This window comes from Candidatus Symbiopectobacterium sp. NZEC135 (assembly GCF_025962695.1).
This window is the reverse complement of sequence record NZ_JAGFPF010000030.1, coordinates 20,521-41,527: the sequence shown is the minus strand read 5'-3', so window position 1 is coordinate 41,527 and position 21,007 is coordinate 20,521. Positions and strand designations below refer to the sequence as shown.

The following is a 21,007-nucleotide window of genomic DNA, read 5'->3' as shown; positions in this document are numbered from 1 at the left end:
ATGACAACGATTAATGCTTTATTAAACTCCACTCTTTTGCCTTATAAAACTGATGGAGATATAAAAGAAATGAGTGAAATAATCAAAGAGTTAGTAGATGAAGGGGGCGATAATTATGCGATGCGGTTTATGTATAACGAGTGGATGCAAAAAGTCCTGTTATCAGATGGGCTCGATCCTGATGAAAATTATGACTGGTAAACCCGCTTTTTTCGCAGTCAGCACTTTATTCCTATCGTTGTTGTTGGTGGGATGTCAGTCTGCGACACGTTCACTGCCTGATAGCGCTGGTAGTTATAGCAGAAACAGTACAGGTCTTGAGTTTGCAGGAAAAACATGTCGTACAGATTCCCCTTACAGTGCTTCTGGCAGGCCCGATGAGCTCTATGCTGAAATGAATGAATGCGTCCGTGCTCAGAAGTTTGACCGAGCAGTCTTCCTTTATGCGCTAGCGGGAAGCTACACATGGTTTGATGCAAACCGTATTGGTACTCAATATGCCAAGATGGCACATGGAAAACGCTTAGGTGAAGCGTTGGCGCAACTGTCCGAAAAGCAGGTGAGTCAGTTCTGGGAGCGTATTCGTGCGACGATGCAAGATCCCGGCAAAAAATCCATGATATGTAACAAGGTAAAGCAGGCAGGTATGCCTACGCACAGCATAGATTACATGCGCGTTGAAAAATCGTCGGGCGTGACTGCTAAACCAAGAGAACAATCCCAGTGGGATGTGGCCGTCGATAATTACTTATTATGTAAGTAATATTGTTACTTTTCGATATTAAATTTTATTTAAATTTGTTTTTTTAGTATTTTGTATTGATGAAAGCGTTGTTTTTTTTACTTGCGATTTTTAGTGCATTGGCCTGAACTTGCCAATGAATTAGGTGATTAAAATTATCGATTCTCGTATATTATCTGTGACGGTGGTTCTGCCACTTTTGTTCTGCTGATATACCTGAAAAAAGTTTTAAGCAGTATTTCATCTGTTTGCTCTAAAAAACCGAAGTAAAGTCATTACCGCATTTGGGGAATTGCACTGGTCGATGAGTGTATGTGTTATTCCTTTATTGCGAAAAGTTATGCCTCTATTTCGTAAGGAATAGTAAAAATGGAATTTCATCAATTTATATTCGAAGGTTTTTCTTTTCATAATGGTCAATTACTGACAAAAGATAAAGGCGCTATCTATTTAGCGCCGAAAGAGAGTGCTGTATTACTCTTCATGTTACAAAACTCACATACCGTCATTTCAAAAGATGCAATAATTGAACATGTGTGGAAGGGGGGGATAGTCTCCGATGAGTCATTGACGCGTTGTATTTATGTGTTGCGTCGCACGCTAGGCCATTCAAGAAAAAATAGATTTATCGATAACATCTACGGCAAGGGCTATCGTTTTGTCCCTGAGGTTCAAGTCGACTATCTCCCTGCTAAAGCGACTCAGCCTGCCTTAATCGCGAGTCACGATAACATAACCGCCGCTGATGCTTTTGTTGAAAAGAGAGCATGCAATATTGCATTGTTTATCTTTGAAATGCAGCATCGATACCAAGCTATTTCACTTCACGATCAGTTAATTGATTGGTTGCATTGTCTGGATTTGCCGATTAATGTTGTTTCATCTTGTCTGACGCGTAGCGTCCAGGATTACAGTAGCTATCTGTCTGCAATCGAAAAATCACAGGCTGATTATTATATTTCTGGTATGGAAATTCGGCATGGTGAAAAATCTATCATCCGTATTGAACTGACGCGTGCAAAGGATCACTCGGTATTATATCGAGAGGGTGTCCATTTCACGAGCGATCATCATATCAATTACCGGTTGTTATGCAGGGCTATTCTTACGCTTTTGTCTGCTATTGATCCATCGATGAGGGTGGAGCCTGCAACGGTCAGTGCACATCCTTTGAGCTCTAAAGTGGCACAGCATGATGCATTGCAATTCTCACTTTCAGCGCTTGAGAAGTTTATGCCTCAAGCAGTGAAATTAAGACGACATGACAAAACCAGTATCAGTGAATTATGCCGCATTGCCGGTTCTTACTATGCAGTAGCTAATCTGGGCCTGATGGACTATGAAAGCGTCCGGCATGAAATGATGATCATCGTGGGCAAAATATTAGCGACTGAACCTAATAATGTTATCGCCCTTTCTTTACAAGGGTTATTGCTTTGCGCTGAAAACAATAAGGAGGCTGCAAGTAAGTTTCATTTGGCTATGTTATTATCACCCACTGTTGCAGAGGTCTATTATTATTATGCATGTCATCTGGTACGACAAGGTGATTTAGATAAAGCAATGCAGATGAATAATATGTGCATGGATCTCAATGATGCATTTTATTCTCCTAAAATATTGTGTGTTATCATTAATTATCTTCTTGGCGATATCCAAGAGGCTGTAAGATATGGAGAGGATACACTCAATACTGATTCACCCGGAAATACGATTATGCGTGGATTGCTGGCGTTACTCTATGCTCGTCTCGGCGAGTTATGTAAGGCGCAGGCTTTGGTAAAAGATATTGAAAAATATAAATTATCTTGTGAGTTTATCGGGTATTGTTATAATGAAGTCGCAAGGGTTGTGCATCCAGGAACAACAAAACATTCAGTAGTAACCGCTGAGAAAATGAGATTCTCGAGAGCCCATGTCGGAAATTCCTTTTCCTTAGCATCCTGGATGATGTAAAACCTATGCTGATAATGAAGGATTGTTTTTTGATTTTAGTTTATGAATTAAATGCCATTTAATAATGCTGATGTCATCATGCAGTGTTGTCCCTTTTATGTGATTGCATTTCTTGAGGGGAGAGCGGGGATTTTTTAAGAAGAGCGGGTGTGTTGAGCTGGCATGGCCTGAAGTTGTTAACTTAGCATCGGGTTTTCTAGAAAAGGAATCTCATATTTCAACGCAAACTCAATGTGTGTCACAATAAAATAATTAAGATGCACGGTTTAATGCGAGTTATGCTATACAGCAATGTGAAGTTATAAAAAATTGGTGGATATTATATGGATATACATTACATCTGCTCTGCGTTTAAAACAGCCTACCAGATAGAAGATCTTGATTTTCTCGAGTTCGAAAGTAGTTTAGTGTTGTTTTCAAAAGAAAAAAGGATGATCTTCGAATTCCACTGCCAACCGGACAAGGCTGATGTGAAAAAGTGCATCGATGCATGGCTCTACCAGCGAGTTTTTGTGCAAAGGATGCAGAAAAATTCTGAGCATGGGCTGGAAGTAAAGGAAATAATCAGGAAAATGACACATTAATTTTTTTTAAGATTCGAGATCGGCAAGTGTTTTTTTTACTTAAAATTCATATTGTTATTTTATATTTTTCGGTTTGTTAATGCGAATGTTGATTTTTGATAACGTTTCCTCACACATAAAAACGTCTTTTTAATGCGATTTTTATATTTATCAATGTGATATGTTTTTTCTATCATTTTTGATAGCCGAAGTGTGTTGCGTAAATGTAATCAAGAAGCGCGGTCGGTTGACGATATTGCCTCTAGGCATCTATTCCTAGACCAAAGAGGCAAGTCATGTTCAAAAATGTTAAAGTCATCACAGGGATTTCGATTGCCTTTGCTGTCTTTATTTTATTGCAGATAATCACCAGCATACTGTTCTACTCCTCAGTAAATAACGATAAGCAAAACTTTCAAAAGTCTGAAATCTTGAACTTTCAGCAAGAACAGCTTACTGATAGCTTTCAATCACTTGTAAAGACTCGCGTTGTCATTACTCGTGTGGCTATCCGTTTTTTGAAAAACCAGAAAGATGAAAAATCCATTGCGGCAATCAATGCCCTCCTGGCTACCGCCAGCACTACGCTAGATACGGCCGAAAAGCAGTTTAATCGCTATCAATTCTCCCCCCGACTCGAAGGGCAGAGTGATGCCATTGCTAAAAAAGTGGAGAACGATTATCGCCAACTGCATGATATTTTTAAAATGTCTATCCAGTATCTGCAACGCGGCGACTATGATGCTTATGGCAATCTTGATGCTCAACTGGCACAGGACAATTTAGAGCAGAGCTATAACACCTGGAGGGAGCAGAATAATATTTTGGTCAGTGCCGGGCAGCGTGAAAACCTCTCTAGCTTTGTGTCTATGCAATGGACGATTGGGAGTATTGCGCTTGCATTGATTTTGGTGGTTGTGAGCGCATGGCGTGTGCTACAGCATATTCTCTTCCAGCCTTTAAGCCGCGTTATCCATCATATCCGCGCCATATCTGGAGGCGATCTTACGCAGGCCATTGAGGCTGAAAGTAAAAATGAAATTGGTCAGCTCGCTTCACGTTTAAAAGAGATGCAAGGTTCATTAATTACAACGGTGAGCGACGTTCGCACCAGTTCTGACAGTATCTATACCGGGGCTAGCGAAATTTCAGTGGGCAGTAACGATCTGTCTTCAAGAACCGAGCAGCAGGCTTCCGCATTGGAAGAAACGGCTGCAAGCATGGAACAGTTGACGGCCACGGTAAAACAGAACACCGACAATGCGCGACAGGCGGCTGCTCTGGCAAAAAATGCATCAGAAACAGCACAGAAAGGGGGGCATGTCGTTAATACCGTTATTACCACCATGAGAGATATTTCTGATAGTTCTACCCAAATTGCGCATATTACCAATGTGATCGATGGCATCGCGTTTCAAACCAATATTCTGGCACTGAATGCGGCGGTTGAGGCGGCGCGTGCCGGTGAGCAAGGGCGTGGGTTTGCCGTGGTGGCTGGCGAGGTGCGCAATTTAGCCCAACGAAGTGCTCAAGCCGCAAAAGAGATAAAAAGCTTGATCGAAAATTCGGTTAGCCGCGTCAACACGGGCTCTGAACAAGTCCAGGATGCGGGGGAAACCATGAAAGAGATCGTCACGGCGGTAACGCGTGTCACCGATATCATGGGCGAGATCGCCACCGCGTCAGATGAACAGAGCAGAGGCATCGAGCAGGTGAGTCAGGCCGTCGCGGAAATGGATGGCGTAACACAGCAGAATGCGGCATTGGTTGAGCAATCTGCGGCAGCGGCAGCGGCACTGGAAGATCAGGCGAACTATCTGCGTCAGGCTGTTGCGACCTTTAAGATTACCGAAACAACGCGCGTTCAGGGGACTGCGCAATCCTCGAAAAGTGCGGTCTTGCCTGCCTCATTACCGGCATCCGCTAAGGTGCAGGCCAAATCAGACAATGCCAATTGGGAAACGTTTTAAGCATGATGGAAAACTGGCCTATTTCCTATCACTGTAGCCAATAACGGATGAGGGGGAATTATTCCCCCTTCTTCTCGCCCATTTGACCTATTTGCAGCATTTCATCAGCCCACAGCGTGGCATCCAGCACGATGTGTATCATCTGTTGCTCAGTGATTTTCAGCTCGGAGATAAGCGTATTAACGTCTTGCCAATTCTGTTTTTCATATTCCGTTGTCAACATGAGGTAACGTGCATAAGTGCCGGTGTTTTCAAGCAGAGCCTGTTTTACCTCATTAGGTAGTGCTATTTCTGACAGTAAAAGTGGCATTGGGCAGTCAAGGATGGCTTCAAGCGGGGAGAACAGACCGCATAAAAACGCATTGATGGGGTCATCTTTCTTATTCTGATGCAGCGCAATCAGTTCACAGCATTTGGCTCTTAACAAGCTCAATCGATACAATTCAAAGGATTTATCTTTATTACTTTGGCTGGTTATTGTCACCAGTGAGAGAAAGCGGCGTAACTCTTTTTGTCCCAACAGCATGGCAATATAGCGGAAATTAGCCTGGAGCGGCATCAGGGTTAAGTTGCTGCGTAACCTGATATTATTGACATACCGCATTGCTTTGTAAGCGAGAGATACATCTTTACTGAGCAATTTTTCGATCTTATCGTAATTTAGATCCTGCTTGTTTACCTCGCTAAGTAGCTGCAATACGTTGCAATTGTTCACTGAAAGTCGGCGTGACTGAATGATTTCTGGTTTGCTAAAAAAGTATCCCTGAAAGAGAGAAATGCCCAATTGCTTTGCCTGAGAAAATTGTTCATGCGTCTCCACTTTTTCCGCGAGAAAAGTGATGTGGCGGTAGGGGAGTTTGTTGATGTAGGCGGCAATGTCAGCAAAGGATGACTGCATGAGGTCGAATTTGAGCACATCAATGTAAGGCAGAAAACGATCCCATTCGGGAGCCATCAAAAAGTCATCCAGTGCGAGCTTAAAACCGCGCTTTTTCAACCGTTTTACCGAGGCTAGCAAGGTGTCATCGGGCGGTGCATTTTCCAGAATCTCCAGCACGACCTTTTCTGGCGGTAACGCTTCAACAAGACCATTGGTAAGCATCTGGTGTGGAACGTTGATATAGCTGATGTGATCCTCAACCAGTCGACTTAATGAATTCGTTAGAAACTGTTCCGTTATGATTTGTGCGGTGGCGTATTCAGGGGTGACATCGGGGAACGAATTGCAAATACCATCTCGGAAGAGCAGTTCATAAGCGACGGGCTGGCGGTGCTTATTTAAAATAGGCTGGCGTGCAACAAATGAATACATAGTAACCCTCTAGATAGGCTTAGTGACTATTTTATTATTTTTCAATTGACTAACCTGCTGGCGTGCAACAAATGAATACATAGTAACCCTCTAGATAGGCTTAGTGACTATTTTATTATTTTTCAATTGACTAACCTTCTTTCTAGACGTTTAGCCTGATTCCTATCTGGCAGTGCCCAATCCTGGACAATTTACATGTCTCTTACCTTATATCGGCCAGAAACTGCTTTAATAGTAGTCTTGTCAGGTGATAATTACCGTAATCTTACCGATATTTGACGTTTTTGAGGGGTTGAACGCATAGCAAAGCGCTGTAGTAGCGCAACACCACCAGGGATGGGCAGGCGAAAGGCTGGCTAGAAGGAGATTGCCCGTCGCGGGGGCATGACGACGGCAGCAATCTCCTGTGGCGATATCAGGCAATATTTCTACGTTGTAGTGCTATACCGAGTGGCGGTGCCGTGACCGTCGGGGATGCCTCGCGAGAGGGGCGTGACATATTTACTTGGAATACGCTCATCAAGGAAACCAGGTGCTGCGCCTGATCGCGTAAACCGTCGGCAACGCTGCTTGATGCTTCCACCAATACCGTGTTTTGTTGGGTGACGAGATCCAGTTGACTGACGGCATCATTAATTTGTCGGACACCTTGCTCCTGTTCTTGTGTGGTCACGCCAATTTCATTCACGCTCACTGCGACTTGGCGTGATTGTTTTACCAACTCGTCAATGGTGGCGCCGGCCTGAGTGACCAACAGTGAACCGTTATTAACGCAGCCTACACTATCCTGTATGAGCGTTTTAATTTCCTTTGCCGCGGATGCGGAACGTTGCGCCAGAGAACGGACTTCTCCAGCCACCACGGCAAAACCGCGCCCTTGTTCCCCGGCTCGCGCTGCTTCAACGGCGGCATTGAGCGCCAGTATGTTGGTTTGAAAAGCAATACCATCAATAACGGCAATGATTTCATTGATCTTGTTCGAGCTTTGGCTAATTTCACTCATGGTTTGTACGATATCGGCGATGGCTTCACCGCTTTTTGCCGCAATGTTGCTGGCCGTATCAGCTTGCTGCGTTGTGTTACGCACGGTGTCCGCATTTTGGTGAATAGTTTTGCTGATTTGCTCAATCGATGCGGCAGTTTGTTGCAGACTGACCGCTTGCTGTTCAGTACGTTGACTCAAATTGGTACTGCTTTGTGCAATGTCGTTAGCCCCCACGGAGATGGATTCACTGCTCTCGCGTACCTCCAGCACGATGTTGCGTAAATTATCGCGCATCTCTTGCATGGCAGAGAGCAAGCTGGTTTGCTGCCCCGAGGGAATGGTAATGTGTGTGGCCAGATTACCCTGCGCTATTTGTTGGACAACCTGCATGGCGTAGGCAGGTTCTCCGCCCAGTTGTCTTTTGATATGCCGTGTCGTTAATCCTGCGATGGTCAAGCCCAATAGCGCTGCGATGGCAGCCAATAGCAACTGAATATTGCCAGACAGGCGTGCCCCCTGAGTTGATTCGGCAGCCGCTTGAGTAGTGTTGTCTTGCTGTTGTTGGATCATGGACGAAATCTCTTGAAACAGCCTCATTTGTATTGGCTGTAACTTCTCTATCGCGAGAGATTGGGCATCCAACAGTTGACCATTTTTTGCCAGGTTCACGGTTTGCTGAGTGATGGCAATATAGTCCGCGTAGGTTTTGTTAAAATTATCGAGTGTTGCGAGCAAGTTTGGCAGTGAGATTTCTTCTTTTAAACGTGTAAGCAGCAGAGTATTGCCTCCCAGCATTTGTTCGACTACCGCCTCACTTTCTGCCTGACTGTTAATATCATCCTGGAATGCCATGATTAATGCGGCTTTGGTGGCACTGTTTAAGTTATCCTTTAAATCCTGCATTGAAATAAGATTGGTTAAATGGTGTTTCTCATAATACTCAATGTGATCGCTTGTTTTACTCAACGCGATCCGCCCAAAGGCGGCAACCAGCAGGCCGATGACAATAATGGCAGAGAAGCCAGCGCCTAGCAGAACACCGAGAGAGATATTTTTCATTGACCGCATATATTCCTCATGATGCTTTTTGATAATTATCGTTTTATGGCGACGATTCGTGTGGTATTACCACTCTTTTGACCTGTTGTTATCATACGCAACGCGCCAATGTTAGATAATATGAAATAGAAATGGCTCAGAGAGCGTCAAATTGCTATCCGCCATCGATGTTTATGTTACGTGTCTTTTTCCATAGTGAAGGGAATTTGTTTCTTTTGTGTCATTGAGGCATGCCGCATTTCGATAATGTCAATCAACCAGGGTGATGTTATATGCGGTGATGGAATAAAACTCCACGTTGTTAGTCCATAACGCTCATTAGTGATTGCCATTTATCGTACCTGTATAGGCCAAATTATGACAAAGTAGAATAATCACGCGTCGAGGTATAATGGCAAGTGTATACGCTGCACTGACCGTTGTCGGTTTTACCTATAATGGCACACCTGTATACCTGCTATACCAGCGCGTCTTAGCGTAATAAACCTAATGATGGATGAAAAATGAAAGTATTAACGTTTGGGGAAATGATGTTGCGGCTTAAGCCGCAGGGCAATAACCGCATTATGCAGTCTGATGCATTTGAGGCGGCGTACGGTGGTGCAGAGGCTAATGTGGCAGTTTCTCTTGCTCTGTTAGGCAATGATTCTGCTTATCTTACCAAGCTGCCAGACAATTTGCTGGGCGAAACGGCGCTTTCGACGTTGCGTAAATACGGCGTTGATACGCATAAAGTCTTACGTGGCGGCCCCCGTCTTGGGATTTACTTTTTTGAAAAAGGGGCCAGCGTCCGTTCTACCAATGTGGTTTACGATCGCGCAGGCAGCGCCTTCGCTACGGCTAATCAAACGGAGTTTGATTGGGAAACGCTGCTGCAAGACGTCGATTACTTCTATTTCTCTGGCATCACGCCGGCAATTTCTGCTGAATTAGAACAGGCCGTGACCACTGCTTGTGTTTACTGCCAACAGCATAATATTCCGGTGGTATGCGATATGAATTATCGCGGCAAAATGTGGTCTCCGGAAAAAGCGCAGCGTGTCATGTCAAAACTGATGAACTACGTGACGATTTGCATTGCCAACGATGAAGATTTTGAGGCAACGCTGGATATAAAAGCCTTTGATGGCGATATGTCACGTGGCATTGAACAGATTGCTGCGTTCAAAGAAGGGATGCGGGAGGTAACACGCCGTTATCCTGGATGTAAAATGGTTGCCAGCGTATTGCGTAATATTCGCTCGGTCGAAGACAGCCAATGGATGGGGCTGCTGTTGAGCGATGGCGAGTTTCATGAAACGACGTGCTATAACCTGCATGTGATGGAAGGTGTTGCGGCGGGGGATGCCTTCGGTGCCGGGCTGATGCACGGCATCTTGCATCAGTTTGACGCTCAAGAGTCCATCGATTTCGCCATTGCGGCCAGTGTTCTGAAATTGACGATCAGCGGTGACTTGAACCTGGTACAGGAATCTGATATCCGTGGCGTGATGAAAAAAGGTGGGGGCGCAAGCCTCAGCCGCTAACGGTTTTTGCTGCGATTCGCAAGCCGCGTAACGTTCCGAACATAAAGCGCATTGTGTATATAGCTAATGGTGCATAAGCCAAGGGCGTGTGGGAGCCACATAACCTTGGCTTTTTTACGTTGAGGTAATGATGAAAAATAACGTTTTGGTCGTGGTTGATATGCAGGTCGGCGTGTTGGCGATGCTACGTTACGATAGGGAGGGTAAGGCTGCATTGATCAATCAACTGATTGATGCTGCCGACGTTGTTATTTTCATCCAGCATGCCGAAGGGGAAATGGGTGTTGGCGGTGATTTATGGCAGATCATCCCAGAATTGCACCAGCCTGAGCAGGCGCACTATGTCACTAAAACCGCCTGCGATGCATTTTGGAACACGACGCTGGATGCGCTATTACAGCGGATCGGAACCCGTGCCTTTACCGTTTGTGGCTGTGCAACCGATTATTGCGTAGATACAACCATCAAAGTGGGGGCCAGCAAAGGCTATGCAATCACCGTGGCGGCAGATGCGCATACCACGGCGGATCGTACTTATGCCAGCGCCCAGCAACTCATTGGTCAGCATAATGAGGTGTGGGCGGGGCTGAGCCTGCCGGGGAACCCCGTCACCGTCATCCCCACCTCTGCCATTCTGAACGCATGGCGTTAGCCGCTCTGAACTAGCGCGCCTGGGCTGTCAGTAAATTAATCTGGGCTGCGGCAGCGACTCGATGCAGGTATTCACTCACTCGTGGCCCATAGTGAATACCTTTCACGATAGTCAGCGATCGTAGGATCGGGAACAGGATAAAGTCCGTGGTTGAGACGGTTTCATCCGTAGGGAGTAAGGTTTCCAATTCTGCCAATTTTTGCTCAACGTCGCGAATCAGCGCAGGTGTTTCAGCCAGCAGCGCCGATAAGTCGCCAAACGCTTTTTCTTCACGTTGTCGGAAAGCCTGACGGGCAGATTGTGTTGCCAGTTCGGCAAACTCACCTTCGGTGAAACGCGGAACCGCCAGTTTGAACACCACGCCAGAGGCTGACTTGCACCAGGCTTCAATGGCACTGTCTACCGGCTGGTTGGCGATCTGCGGTGCTTTCTGGCTATCTACATAGTGAACAATATCCATGCTTTCGGGCATGAAACTGCCATCCTCTTTTTGCAGAATAGGAACGACTTTGCGGCCAACCATCCGCGTCGGCGTTTCAACATCCCCCTCCATGATAATCGCCAATTCAAACGGTGTGTTCTTCAGTCCAAAAATCATTCTGGCTCTCACACAGAACGGGCAGTGCTCATAGGTAAATAATTTCATTCGTGGTTCCTTGATGATAGTAAAACCTGTCTGCCTGACGCCCTAACGCGTTATTGGTCAGACTAATACCATAAACAGGGGGAGGTACAGTCAGTGCGTGCGGATCGCCAGTGTTGTCGCTCAGAATGTAACTGCATGTGAAACATCAGGGAAAAGGATCAAGACGGGGTTCACCGTGGGCACAGGCAAGAACAGGGAATACTGATAATCCCCTGATGATGCAAATCGTTATGTTTGAAAACCACGCTTTACATCCCCCGGGTTAACCTTACTTCACACAGACACTTCTATACATTTCATCTGTTATTGTCTCTACATCCCTTGTCAATGTTGTGATTTCCATCCCTGTCAAGAGAATCACTTTTCCCGCCCTCGAGGCGGGTTTTTTTTATCTGTTATTTGGCTGGCAGGGTTGTCACGATCTCCAGCATGCCATTGATGACAAATTGCACCCCCATACACACCAGCAGGAATCCCATCAAGCGCGCAATGGCCTCAATACCGCTTTTCCCCAGAAGACGCACAATATAGCCAGAACTGCGTAAGCACACCCAAAGGATCACGCTGGTCATCAGGAAGGTGAGGACGGGAGCAACCGTTACCACCCAGGGGGTGATCGCAATTCCGCTTTTGATTTGTGATGCGGTACTGATAATAAGCGCGATTGTACCGGGCCCCGCGGTACTGGGCATGGCAAGTGGAACAAAGGCGATATTAACCCGGTTTGCTGAAGGGCTTCGGTTGATTTCATCCGCTTTGCTGGCGGCTTCAGGACCGTGCTCTTGCTGGTGTGGCGGGAAGAGCATACGAAAACCGATGAAGGCCACGATCAGTCCACCGGCGATGCGCAAACCGGGAATAGAAATGCCCAGCGTATTCATGATCAGTTGCCCGCCATAAAAGGCCACCATCATGATGATAAACACGTACAGAGCGGTTTGAAATATTTGCCGGTTGCGCTCTCCCTCACTCATGTCACTCGACAACGCAAGAAATACCGCAATGGTGGTCAATGGGTTGGCCAAGGGCAAAATGAGCACCAGGCCCAGACCCACGGTCTTAATGAGTTCCAGCATATGGCCTCCAATGCTTAGTGGGCACTGCGCTTGTGGCGATAGCGCAAACAGTGGCTGTGTATTCAGGCAAGCTAAGCTGACGGCAATTGTTGCTCATCGGCCATTTTTTTAAAGCGTTCCAGCGTTTGTTTCAGCATATCGTTTGAAAATAACGTGAATAGCTGACCAACTTTTCTACCGATAAGCCCACCCGGCGGTGTGAATCGAATCCACAAGGTGACGTTAACCTCGCCATTAGAGGCGGGTGAGAATGTCAGCCTCCCTTCGTTTGGAACCAGTGCGCCAGGGAGTGAACGCCAATGCATGGCTTCTCCCGGTTTCTCTTCCACGATGCGTGCTCGCCACTCCAGCAGCGAGCCGAGCGGCGTATTGGCGCGCCACAAGGAATCTGTCTGATTAAGGATAGTGATCGTCGCAAAATGGCTCATCAGCACCGGAAGCGTTTCTGGCTTGCGCCACAAGGCATACAGCGCATCGGCAGAATGCGCGATAGTAATGCTCCCGCTTAAGGCATCAGGAGCACGCTTACTGGCAAAACCCAATGATTTAAAGAAAGAAGCTGGCACGCAAGATCCTCTGTGATGTGGATTTACAGCTTACAACATTGCTGGTTATTTTTGCCGCTTCTTTCCATTTAGGCAAGGTTTGCCCTGTTTCTGGAAGACGTGTAGCTAGCGTAAAGGGAGGAACATCAAGCGTTCACTGTAATAAATGTCGCCCAGCTTCATCGCATCCGGTTCCTGCCCATATTGGCAAAAACCGGCCTTTTGATACAAGCGATACGCTGCCAGATTGGAGGACGTTACGCTCAGTAATAATATGTGAGCCCGCGAGCGAGCGTGTGAGATGGTGTGATTAAGCAATTGCAGGGAAATACCTTTGCCCCGATACGCTGGTGTCACATACATCCCCCAGACAATGCCTTTGTGGGCGGATTTCAGCATTTGGGGGCGTGTATAGCAGCACAGGCCAATCAGGTGCGCTTCTGAGGTAAAAGCGCCGAAAATAACATTCTGTCTGATGCGCGCACCGAACCATGCGTCACTTTCCTGACTTTCTTCTTCCCAGGATGCCTGATAAGCATCAGGGTGATTCAGCAGGCTTTCGAGTCGTAGCTGTTTGAAGGCAAGGCCGTCTGACGTTCGTAGGCGTCGAATTGAGGGAAACGTCATGGACATTCTCCGCATCAGGGGAAAAAAGCCCCGAGGCGGGGCAGCATGTCGTTTACGAGCTATCGTCTGTTATTATTATCCGCACACGATAATCGCGCACTGTGACATTTTCATGACGGTCAGCGGAGCGGAGAAAAGTACCCTAAATAAATATTGTATTTATCTTGTTATTTTCTATTTTATTGCGGTATATCAATGCGGTTATTTAGACTTGCTTTAATAGGTGATGAAATGTACCTATATTTCGCCGAAATAATTAACATTTGACCTTACTCTTTACGGATTATTTACTTGTTTTCCATCTCGTGTTAATTTCGCTTCCGCTTTTTTTGAGAGGGGATTAATAACATGAATAATCCATTCACAGCCGCATGGAGCCGCAACGGTAATCTCTTGTGCCATGGGCACTGGATCATTACGTTTCAGTCCAAGGCATTTAGCCTGCCTGCGTCTTATCAGGAAAAACATCTGGGAACGTTGGGAATATATTCGATCATCGATCCTGAGGATGAATTATATCGTGAAGGGTTGGATGAAGATGATTGGATTGTAGAGAATGTCGACTGGTTAGCCGACTGTTTCGACAATAACCAGGTTCCTATTGAAGAGTGCTATTTCCGTTTTTTTTATCAGGCGATCAATCCACAGGATTGGCGTTGTACCAGCTGTGCGGGTTGCATGTAATCCCGGCAAACCTGTTTAACCCTTTTACTCCCCCTCGCGTTTTACCCCCGGTGTAATATCTGCCTTGCCGCCCCTTTACTTTCGCACTGAATTCTGGAATAAGGCACGCAATAGCGTGCTGGGGGAGGGCGAACCCGTGTGAAAATGATACGCTGTGATGCTATATCCTTAATCAACGTGGAGTGAACATGGAAACCGAGATTTTGCAGTTAAGCGCTCAGATTGGTGCGCGCCTGACCGCGTTGGGTGCAAAGGTGACCTGTGCCGAATCCTGTACGGGAGGTTGGATAGCGAAATCGATTACTGATGTCGCGGGGAGTTCCGGCTGGTTTGACTATGGATTTGTCACTTACAGTAACCAGGCAAAACAGCGCCTCATCGGTGTCAGTGAAGAAACGCTCGCTCAGTACGGTGCGGTGAGTGAACAAACCGTGCGGGAAATGGCGCAGGGAGCATTGCGCGCAGCGGGGGCCGATTATTCACTTTCTGTGAGCGGCATTGCTGGCCCTGATGGCGGTTCTGACGAAAAACCCGTTGGCACCGTCTGGTTTGGCTGGAGTGACAGGCACGGTAACCAACTGGCGCGTGAAATGCTGTTTCTTGGCGACAGGCATGCTGTGCGGCTTCAGGCCGTGCGTTTCGCACTTCAGATGCTTTTGGATGGATTTCTGCAAAAATAATCTTGATGCTGTATGCGTATACAGTATAATGCTGGTAATGATTCGGTGACACGCCTGTTTGATTACATACCAGTGTCAGTCACATAAAGCGCGCGGCTGTGTAGCGAGAGCGTTACGCCGCATGACAGGAGTAGAAATGGCTATTGACGAGAACAAACAAAAGGCATTGGCGGCTGCGCTGGGCCAGATCGAAAAGCAATTTGGTAAAGGTTCTATCATGCGTTTGGGCGAAGACCGCTCAATGGATGTTGAAACGATCTCTACCGGCTCCCTGTCACTCGATATTGCCTTGGGGGCCGGTGGGCTGCCAATGGGGCGTATCGTTGAAATCTATGGACCAGAATCGTCGGGTAAAACCACATTAACGCTGCAAGTTATCGCCGCCGCACAGCGTGAAGGTAAAACTTGCGCATTTATCGATGCAGAACATGCGCTCGATCCGATTTATGCCAAAAAGTTGGGTGTAGACATCGATAACCTGCTGTGTTCTCAGCCCGATACCGGTGAGCAGGCGTTAGAGATTTGCGATGCGTTGACGCGTTCAGGCGCGGTGGACGTGATCATCGTTGACTCCGTGGCGGCGCTGACGCCGAAAGCGGAGATCGAAGGCGAGATCGGTGATTCCCATATGGGTCTGGCGGCTCGTATGATGAGCCAGGCGATGCGTAAGCTGGCAGGTAACTTGAAGCAGGCAAATACGCTGCTGATTTTTATCAACCAAATCCGTATGAAAATTGGCGTTATGTTTGGTAACCCGGAAACCACCACTGGGGGTAACGCGCTGAAGTTTTATGCGTCTGTGCGCCTTGATATTCGCCGCATTGGCTCCATCAAAGATGGGGAAGAAGTGGTGGGCAGCGAAACCCGCGTGAAAGTGGTGAAAAACAAAGTGGCTGCGCCCTTTAAACAGGCTGAATTCCAGATCATGTACGGCGAAGGGATCAACATCCACGGTGAGTTGGTCGATCTTGGCGTGAAGCATAAGCTGATTGAGAAAGCGGGTGCCTGGTATAGCTACAACGGCGACAAGATCGGGCAGGGTAAAGCGAATGCGTGTAACTACCTGAAAGAAAACCCGGCAGTCGCGGCCGAGTTGGATAAAAAGCTGCGTGAAATGCTGCTGCACAACAAAGATCATGTGCCTGCGCCAGCAAGCGAAGCGGGTTTCTACGATGATGCAGAAACCGCAGGCAGCGAAAATAACGGCGAATTTTAAAACGGTTTAAATAACCTGAAAGGAGCATAGCAAACGGTATTCGTGGTTTGTTGTGCTCCCTTACCAACATGTACCTTCAATGACACCATCACCCCCCTCTGTCAACGCACTGACCATTGCAATGCGCCTGTTAGCTGTTCGCGATCATAGCGAAGGGGAACTACGCCGTAAGCTGACGGCTCGCGTTGATCCGGCATTTGATGCTGCGGATATTGAAGCTGCCTTGGCATATTGTCACGAGCACGGCTGGTTAGATGATGCGCGATTTGCACTGCGTTACATCCATGGACGAAGCCGAAAAGGCTATGGCTCTCAGCGTATTGTGGCGGAATTACGTCAGAAAGGCCTTTCGCGTTCTGTTATATCATCCGCATTGCTGGAATGTGAAATTGACTGGTTTGCCCTAGCACAGCAGGTAGCAACGCGTAAATTTGGTGATGTGCCACCAATGGACTGGAAAGAAAAAGCAAAACAGCAGCGATACTTGTTAACTCGCGGCTTTTCGCATGATGAAATTCAGGACATTTATACGAATTTTTCACATTGAATGCATCCGATGTTTTACTTCCCTCCGAAGAAAATTTATCTTATTCCCACTTTTTGTTCGTGAGTTGCACGGGTAGCGTCACTCTGCTGCACTAGCCTTGCCCACGATCTGTTCTTTTAGTTTCATTCCAGGACAATTATGAGCAAGAGCACCGCTGAGATCCGTCAAGCGTTTCTCGATTTTTTCCAGAGTAAAGGACACCAGATCGTTTCCAGTAGTTCACTGGTGCCGAATAACGATCCGACATTACTGTTTACCAACGCGGGAATGAACCAGTTCAAGGATGTTTTCCTGGGGCTGGACAAGCGCAACTATGTGCGTGCTACCACGTCACAGCGCTGCGTGCGTGCGGGCGGTAAGCATAACGATTTAGACAACGTCGGGTATACCGCGCGTCACCACACCTTCTTTGAAATGCTGGGTAATTTCAGCTTCGGGGATTACTTCAAGCGTGATGCTATTCAATATGCATGGGAACTGCTGACCGGTGCGCAATGGTTTAACCTGCCCAAAGAGAAATTATGGGTAACGGTATATGCCACCGACGATGAAGCCTATGACATCTGGGCAAACGAAGTTGGCGTACCCGCCGAGCGCATTATCCGTATTGGTGACAACAAGGGCGGTCAATACGCGTCTGATAACTTCTGGCAGATGGGTGATACTGGCCCGTGTGGTCCGTGTTCGGAAATTTTTTACGATCATGGTGACCACATTCAGGGCGGCCCCCCAGGAAGCCCGGATGAAGATGGCGATCGCTATATTGAGATCTGGAACCTGGTATTTATGCAGTTCAACCGTCAGGCTGATGGCACCATGGTTCCGTTGCCTAAACCGTCTGTTGATACCGGGATGGGGCTGGAGCGTGTTACTGCAGTATTGCAACACGTCAATTCCAACTATGAGATTGATGTCTTTACCACATTGATCCAAGAAGCGGCTCGCGTCATTGGCACGCAGGATTTGAGCAATAAATCCTTGCGCGTTATCGCTGACCATATCCGCTCCTGCGCATTCCTGATCGCTGATGGCGTCATGCCATCCAACGAAAACCGTGGTTATGTTCTGCGCCGTATTATTCGTCGCGCGGTGCGGCACGGTAATTTCCTCGGCGCCAAAGAGGCCTTCTTCTATAAACTGGTTGCGCCATTGATTCAGGTCATGGGGGCGGCGGCTGATGAATTGAAACAGCAGCAGGCGGTGGTAGAGCAGGCGCTGAAAGCGGAAGAAGAGCAGTTTGCCCGCACGCTGGAACGTGGCCTTAGCCTGCTGGATGAAGAGATCAAAAACCTGAAAGGCAACGTGCTGGACGGTGAGACAGCGTTCCGCCTGTATGACACTTACGGCTTCCCGTTCGATTTAACGGAAGACGTATGCCGTGAGCACGATCTGACGGTGGATAAGGACGGTTTTGAGCGTGCGATGGAAGCGCAACGCCAGCGCGCGCGTGAAACCAGTGGGTTCGGCATCGATTATAACACCCTGATTCGTGTTGATGTGGCCACGCCGTTTACGGGATACGACAAGACGCAGCAGCAAGCTACGGTTATCGCGCTCTATCAAAACGGACAGGCGGTAGATGCGATCAATGCCGGTGAAGAGGGCGTGGTTATCCTCAACGAAACGCCGTTCTATGGTGAATCGGGCGGTCAGGTCGGCGATACTGGAACGCTGCATAATGCCAACGTGCGCTTTACCGTTGGGAATACCCAAAAGTTTGGTCAGGCAATCGGTCATCTCGGATCTCTGACTCAGGGTACGCTACGCGTCAATGATACGGTGAATGCTGATGTAGACAGTGAGCGTCGCGATCGTATCCGTCTTAACCACTCCGCCACGCACTTGCTGCACGCCGCGTTGCGCCAGGTACTGGGCGACCACGTTGCGCAGAAAGGCTCGTTGGTTAACGATAATTACCTGCGATTTGACTTCTCGCAACCGGAAGCCATGACGGCAGAGCAAATCCGTCAGGTGGAAGATATCGTCAACGCGCAGATTCGTCGTAACCACGACGTTGACACCAACGTGATGGCGCTGTCGGATGCAAAAGAGAAAGGTGCAATGGCGCTGTTCGGCGAGAAATATGAAGACCATGTGCGTGTATTAACCATGGGCGATTTCTCTATCGAGCTGTGTGGCGGTACACACGCCAAACGTACTGGGGATATCGGTTTGTTCCAGATTATCTCTGAATCCGGGACGGCGGCGGGCATTCGACGCATTGAAGCCGTAACGGGGAGTGGGGCACTGGCGGCGCTGCATCGTCAAAGTGACGTATTGCAGGATGTGACCCAACTGGTGAAAGGCGATAGCCATAACGTGGCGGAAAAAGTACGTTCCCTGCTGGACCGCACTCGTCAGTTGGAAAAAGAGCTGCAACAGTTGAAAGAGCAGCAGGCAGCCCAGGAAAGTGCCTCGCTGTCTTCGAAGGCGAAAGCGATCAAGGGTGCGAAACTGTTGGTAACACAGTTAGATAACACCGACCCGAAATTATTGCGTACTATGGTGGACGATCTGAAGAACCAGCTCGGTTCAGCTATCATTGTGCTGGCAACCGTCTCAGAAGATAAAGTCAGCTTAATTTCCGGTATCACGAAGGATTTGACCGATCGTGTTAAAGCCGGTGAATTGATTGGCTTTATCGCTCAACAGGTCGGTGGTAAAGGAGGCGGGCGTCCAGATATGGCTCAAGCCGGTGGGAACAACCCTGCGGCTTTACCTTCGGCACTATCTAGCGTTGAAACATGGGTAACGGATAGGCTATAACTATAAATAGTGTGTTATCTCAACGAAACGCCAAAATATTCATTTTGGCGTTTTCCCCCTTAGGCCAAGGAAGTGCTTTGGGGGAAATGTCGGTCTGCCGAGCTTGTGTTAGTAGGCGTAAGCATACCGTAGCCCTTTGTTGTGATAACAAATGTCGTGATAAAACAGCGAAAACGGCTGACATCGACTAAACTAAAAGTAACGATACACTGGAGTAAGATGGCGGAGTGTGTTTCCCCATTTAGGTTTATGTTTTCACGGCGCATGATGGAGAATGGCGGGGAGACAAAGAGACCCGACTCTTTATAATCTTTCAAGGAGCAAAGAATGCTTATTTTGACTCGTCGAGTTGGCGAAACCCTCATGATTGGCGATGAGGTGACGGTTACCGTGCTAGGGGTAAAGGGCAACCAGGTTCGTATTGGTGTTAATGCGCCGAAAGAAGTTTCTGTTCACCGCGAAGAGATTTACCAGCGGATCCAAGCGGAAAAGTCGCAACCGACGTCCTACTGATTTACCAAGCGTCTCGCCTTTCAGGCGGGACGCGTTCGTTTTAGCCTCCCTGAATCTCTTCCCGTGCCGTTTTAGTTTCCTATGCGTGCGTTTTGTCAGAAACATCAATAGCCATTAACGCTGTTGATAAAATAGACTTTTCGCTGTGAATCTGCGCGTGTTGGGTGTGATTTGTTCAAACAACCACGAGTTGGGAAAAATTGTTTGACTTATAAGTCCGGGAAAGTAATATGTGCGCCACGCAGTACCGGTGAGCACGATGAAGGAAACATCATCATCGCGGTTCGAAGGTTAGCGTATTGGTGAGGTGGCCGAGAGGCTGAAGGCGCTCCCCTGCTAAGGGAGTATGCGGTCAAAAGCTGCATCGAGGGTTCGAATCCCTCCCTCACCGCCATTTACTATGCATCCATAGCTCAGCTGGATAGAGTACTCGGCTACGAACCGAGCGGTCGGAGGTTCGAATCCTCCTGGATGCACCATAACACCGATGATAAATGATGAAAGTTACGTATCTATCAGGGTTATGATAATAGTGAATGTTGTTACTCTTACGCGTTTAAGCGAACGCTGCTTGATACAAAGAATTTTTATGCATCCATAGCTCAGCTGGATAGAGTACTCGGCTACGAACCGAGCGGTCGGAGGTTCGAATCCTCCTGGATGCACCATTCTTCGATGTCAATCCCAAAATAAGTATCTCAGGTTTTTATAACTGGCGAATTGTTGTTTTCAATGCATCCATAGCTCAGCTGGATAGAGTACTCGGCTACGAACCGAGCGGTCGGAGGTTCGAATCCTCCTGGATGCACCATTCCTCTTGCTGCAAGTCATTATCCCTCACGTTTTCTCGGGTTTCACCTTCAGCATTATGGGCACTCTGCCTGCGTATTACTGTCAACCGTTCATACACAGATAACCTTGCTTATTGTGGTTTTATTGAAC

Annotated in this window: 19 protein-coding genes and 4 tRNA genes; 17 read left to right on the top strand and 6 right to left on the bottom strand. The window is 47.5% G+C overall.

Annotated elements, in window-relative coordinates; all coding sequences use genetic code 11:
• The 5 genes from J5224_RS15095 (at position 1) to J5224_RS15075 (ending at position 5,231) form a co-directional block, all read left to right on the top strand.
• Entirely contained in the window at positions 1-201 is a 201-nt protein-coding gene (locus J5224_RS15095) for a hypothetical protein (protein ID WP_264626154.1), read from the top strand.
• A complete protein-coding gene (locus tag J5224_RS15090; RefSeq protein WP_264626153.1) occupies positions 182-763 on the top strand; it encodes a hypothetical protein in 582 nt (193 codons plus the stop codon). Before J5224_RS15095 ends, J5224_RS15090 begins: the two co-directional genes overlap by 20 nt.
• A 348-nt stretch (positions 764-1,111) precedes the next feature.
• The gene (locus tag J5224_RS15085; RefSeq protein WP_264626152.1) at positions 1,112-2,698 is read left to right on the top strand and encodes a winged helix-turn-helix domain-containing protein; all 1,587 of its coding nucleotides are present in this window, start codon (positions 1,112-1,114) and stop codon (positions 2,696-2,698) included.
• Between the two features lie 323 nt (positions 2,699-3,021).
• Positions 3,022-3,282, top strand: coding sequence for a hypothetical protein (locus J5224_RS15080; RefSeq protein ID WP_222157901.1), 261 nt, complete (start codon positions 3,022-3,024; stop codon positions 3,280-3,282).
• A 275-nt stretch (positions 3,283-3,557) separates the two neighbouring features.
• The gene (locus J5224_RS15075; protein WP_264626151.1) at positions 3,558-5,231 is read left to right on the top strand and encodes a methyl-accepting chemotaxis protein; all 1,674 of its coding nucleotides are present in this window, start codon (positions 3,558-3,560) and stop codon (positions 5,229-5,231) included.
• Between the two features lie 58 nt (positions 5,232-5,289).
• Here the strand turns inward: J5224_RS15075 and J5224_RS15070 are convergent, their stop codons facing one another.
• Both J5224_RS15070 and J5224_RS15065 read right to left on the bottom strand, forming a co-directional pair.
• Entirely contained in the window at positions 5,290-6,543 is a 1,254-nt protein-coding gene (locus tag J5224_RS15070) for an EAL and HDOD domain-containing protein (RefSeq protein ID WP_264626150.1), read from the bottom strand.
• Positions 6,544-6,958: 415 nt separating this feature from the next.
• On the bottom strand, positions 6,959-8,587 hold the full coding sequence (locus tag J5224_RS15065) for a methyl-accepting chemotaxis protein (RefSeq protein ID WP_264626149.1): 1,629 nt from the start codon (positions 8,585-8,587) through the stop codon (positions 6,959-6,961).
• A gap of 503 nt (positions 8,588-9,090) precedes the next feature.
• Between J5224_RS15065 and J5224_RS15060 the strand changes: the two genes are divergently transcribed.
• Together J5224_RS15060 and J5224_RS15055 are read left to right on the top strand one after the other, a co-directional pair.
• On the top strand, positions 9,091-10,113 hold the full coding sequence (locus J5224_RS15060) for a sugar kinase (protein WP_264626148.1): 1,023 nt from the start codon (positions 9,091-9,093) through the stop codon (positions 10,111-10,113).
• Positions 10,114-10,240: 127 nt separating this feature from the next.
• Positions 10,241-10,765 carry an isochorismatase family protein gene (locus J5224_RS15055; RefSeq protein WP_264626147.1) on the top strand — a complete coding sequence of 175 codons (525 nt, stop codon included), beginning with the start codon at positions 10,241-10,243 and terminating at the stop codon, positions 10,763-10,765.
• Positions 10,766-10,775: 10 nt separating this feature from the next.
• Here J5224_RS15055 and grxB read toward each other — a convergent pair whose 3' ends face one another.
• From grxB to J5224_RS15035, 4 genes are all read right to left on the bottom strand, one after another.
• Positions 10,776-11,411, bottom strand: a complete 636-nt coding sequence (gene grxB, locus J5224_RS15050) for a glutaredoxin 2 (RefSeq protein ID WP_264626146.1) — start codon at positions 11,409-11,411, stop codon at positions 10,776-10,778.
• Between the two features lie 395 nt (positions 11,412-11,806).
• Entirely contained in the window at positions 11,807-12,487 is a 681-nt protein-coding gene (locus tag J5224_RS15045) for a MarC family NAAT transporter (protein ID WP_264626145.1), read from the bottom strand.
• A 71-nt stretch (positions 12,488-12,558) separates the two neighbouring features.
• Entirely contained in the window at positions 12,559-13,053 is a 495-nt protein-coding gene (locus J5224_RS15040) for an SRPBCC family protein (RefSeq protein ID WP_264626144.1), read from the bottom strand.
• 105 nt (positions 13,054-13,158) lie between these two features.
• Positions 13,159-13,659 (bottom strand): GNAT family N-acetyltransferase, encoded by a 501-nt coding sequence (locus tag J5224_RS15035; RefSeq protein WP_264626143.1) that lies wholly within the window; start codon positions 13,657-13,659, stop codon positions 13,159-13,161.
• A gap of 348 nt (positions 13,660-14,007) precedes the next feature.
• Between J5224_RS15035 and J5224_RS15030 the strand changes: the two genes are divergently transcribed.
• The 10 genes from J5224_RS15030 to J5224_RS14985 all read left to right on the top strand — a co-directional run bounded on the left by J5224_RS15030 (position 14,008) and on the right by J5224_RS14985 (position 20,876).
• On the top strand, positions 14,008-14,343 hold the full coding sequence (locus J5224_RS15030) for a hypothetical protein (RefSeq protein ID WP_264626142.1): 336 nt from the start codon (positions 14,008-14,010) through the stop codon (positions 14,341-14,343).
• 188 nt (positions 14,344-14,531) lie between these two features.
• Positions 14,532-15,023, top strand: coding sequence for a nicotinamide-nucleotide amidase (pncC, locus tag J5224_RS15025; protein WP_264626141.1), 492 nt, complete (start codon positions 14,532-14,534; stop codon positions 15,021-15,023).
• Positions 15,024-15,159: 136 nt separating this feature from the next.
• Complete coding sequence (gene recA / locus J5224_RS15020) at positions 15,160-16,239, top strand: recombinase RecA (RefSeq protein ID WP_264626140.1); 1,080 nt, start codon at positions 15,160-15,162, stop codon at positions 16,237-16,239.
• 79 nt (positions 16,240-16,318) lie between these two features.
• The gene (locus J5224_RS15015) at positions 16,319-16,786 is read left to right on the top strand and encodes a regulatory protein RecX (protein WP_264626139.1); all 468 of its coding nucleotides are present in this window, start codon (positions 16,319-16,321) and stop codon (positions 16,784-16,786) included.
• 138 nt (positions 16,787-16,924) lie between these two features.
• Positions 16,925-19,552, top strand: a complete 2,628-nt coding sequence (alaS, locus tag J5224_RS15010; protein ID WP_264626138.1) for an alanine--tRNA ligase — start codon at positions 16,925-16,927, stop codon at positions 19,550-19,552.
• Between the two features lie 327 nt (positions 19,553-19,879).
• The gene (csrA, locus tag J5224_RS15005) at positions 19,880-20,065 is read left to right on the top strand and encodes a carbon storage regulator CsrA (protein ID WP_005972168.1); all 186 of its coding nucleotides are present in this window, start codon (positions 19,880-19,882) and stop codon (positions 20,063-20,065) included.
• Between the two features lie 301 nt (positions 20,066-20,366).
• Positions 20,367-20,459: transfer RNA gene (locus tag J5224_RS15000), tRNA-Ser, on the top strand.
• A gap of 8 nt (positions 20,460-20,467) precedes the next feature.
• Positions 20,468-20,544 (top strand) — tRNA-Arg (locus J5224_RS14995).
• Positions 20,545-20,656: 112 nt separating this feature from the next.
• A tRNA-Arg gene (locus tag J5224_RS14990) sits at positions 20,657-20,733 on the top strand.
• Between the two features lie 66 nt (positions 20,734-20,799).
• A tRNA-Arg gene (locus J5224_RS14985) sits at positions 20,800-20,876 on the top strand.
• Positions 20,877-21,007: the final 131 nt, after the last annotated feature.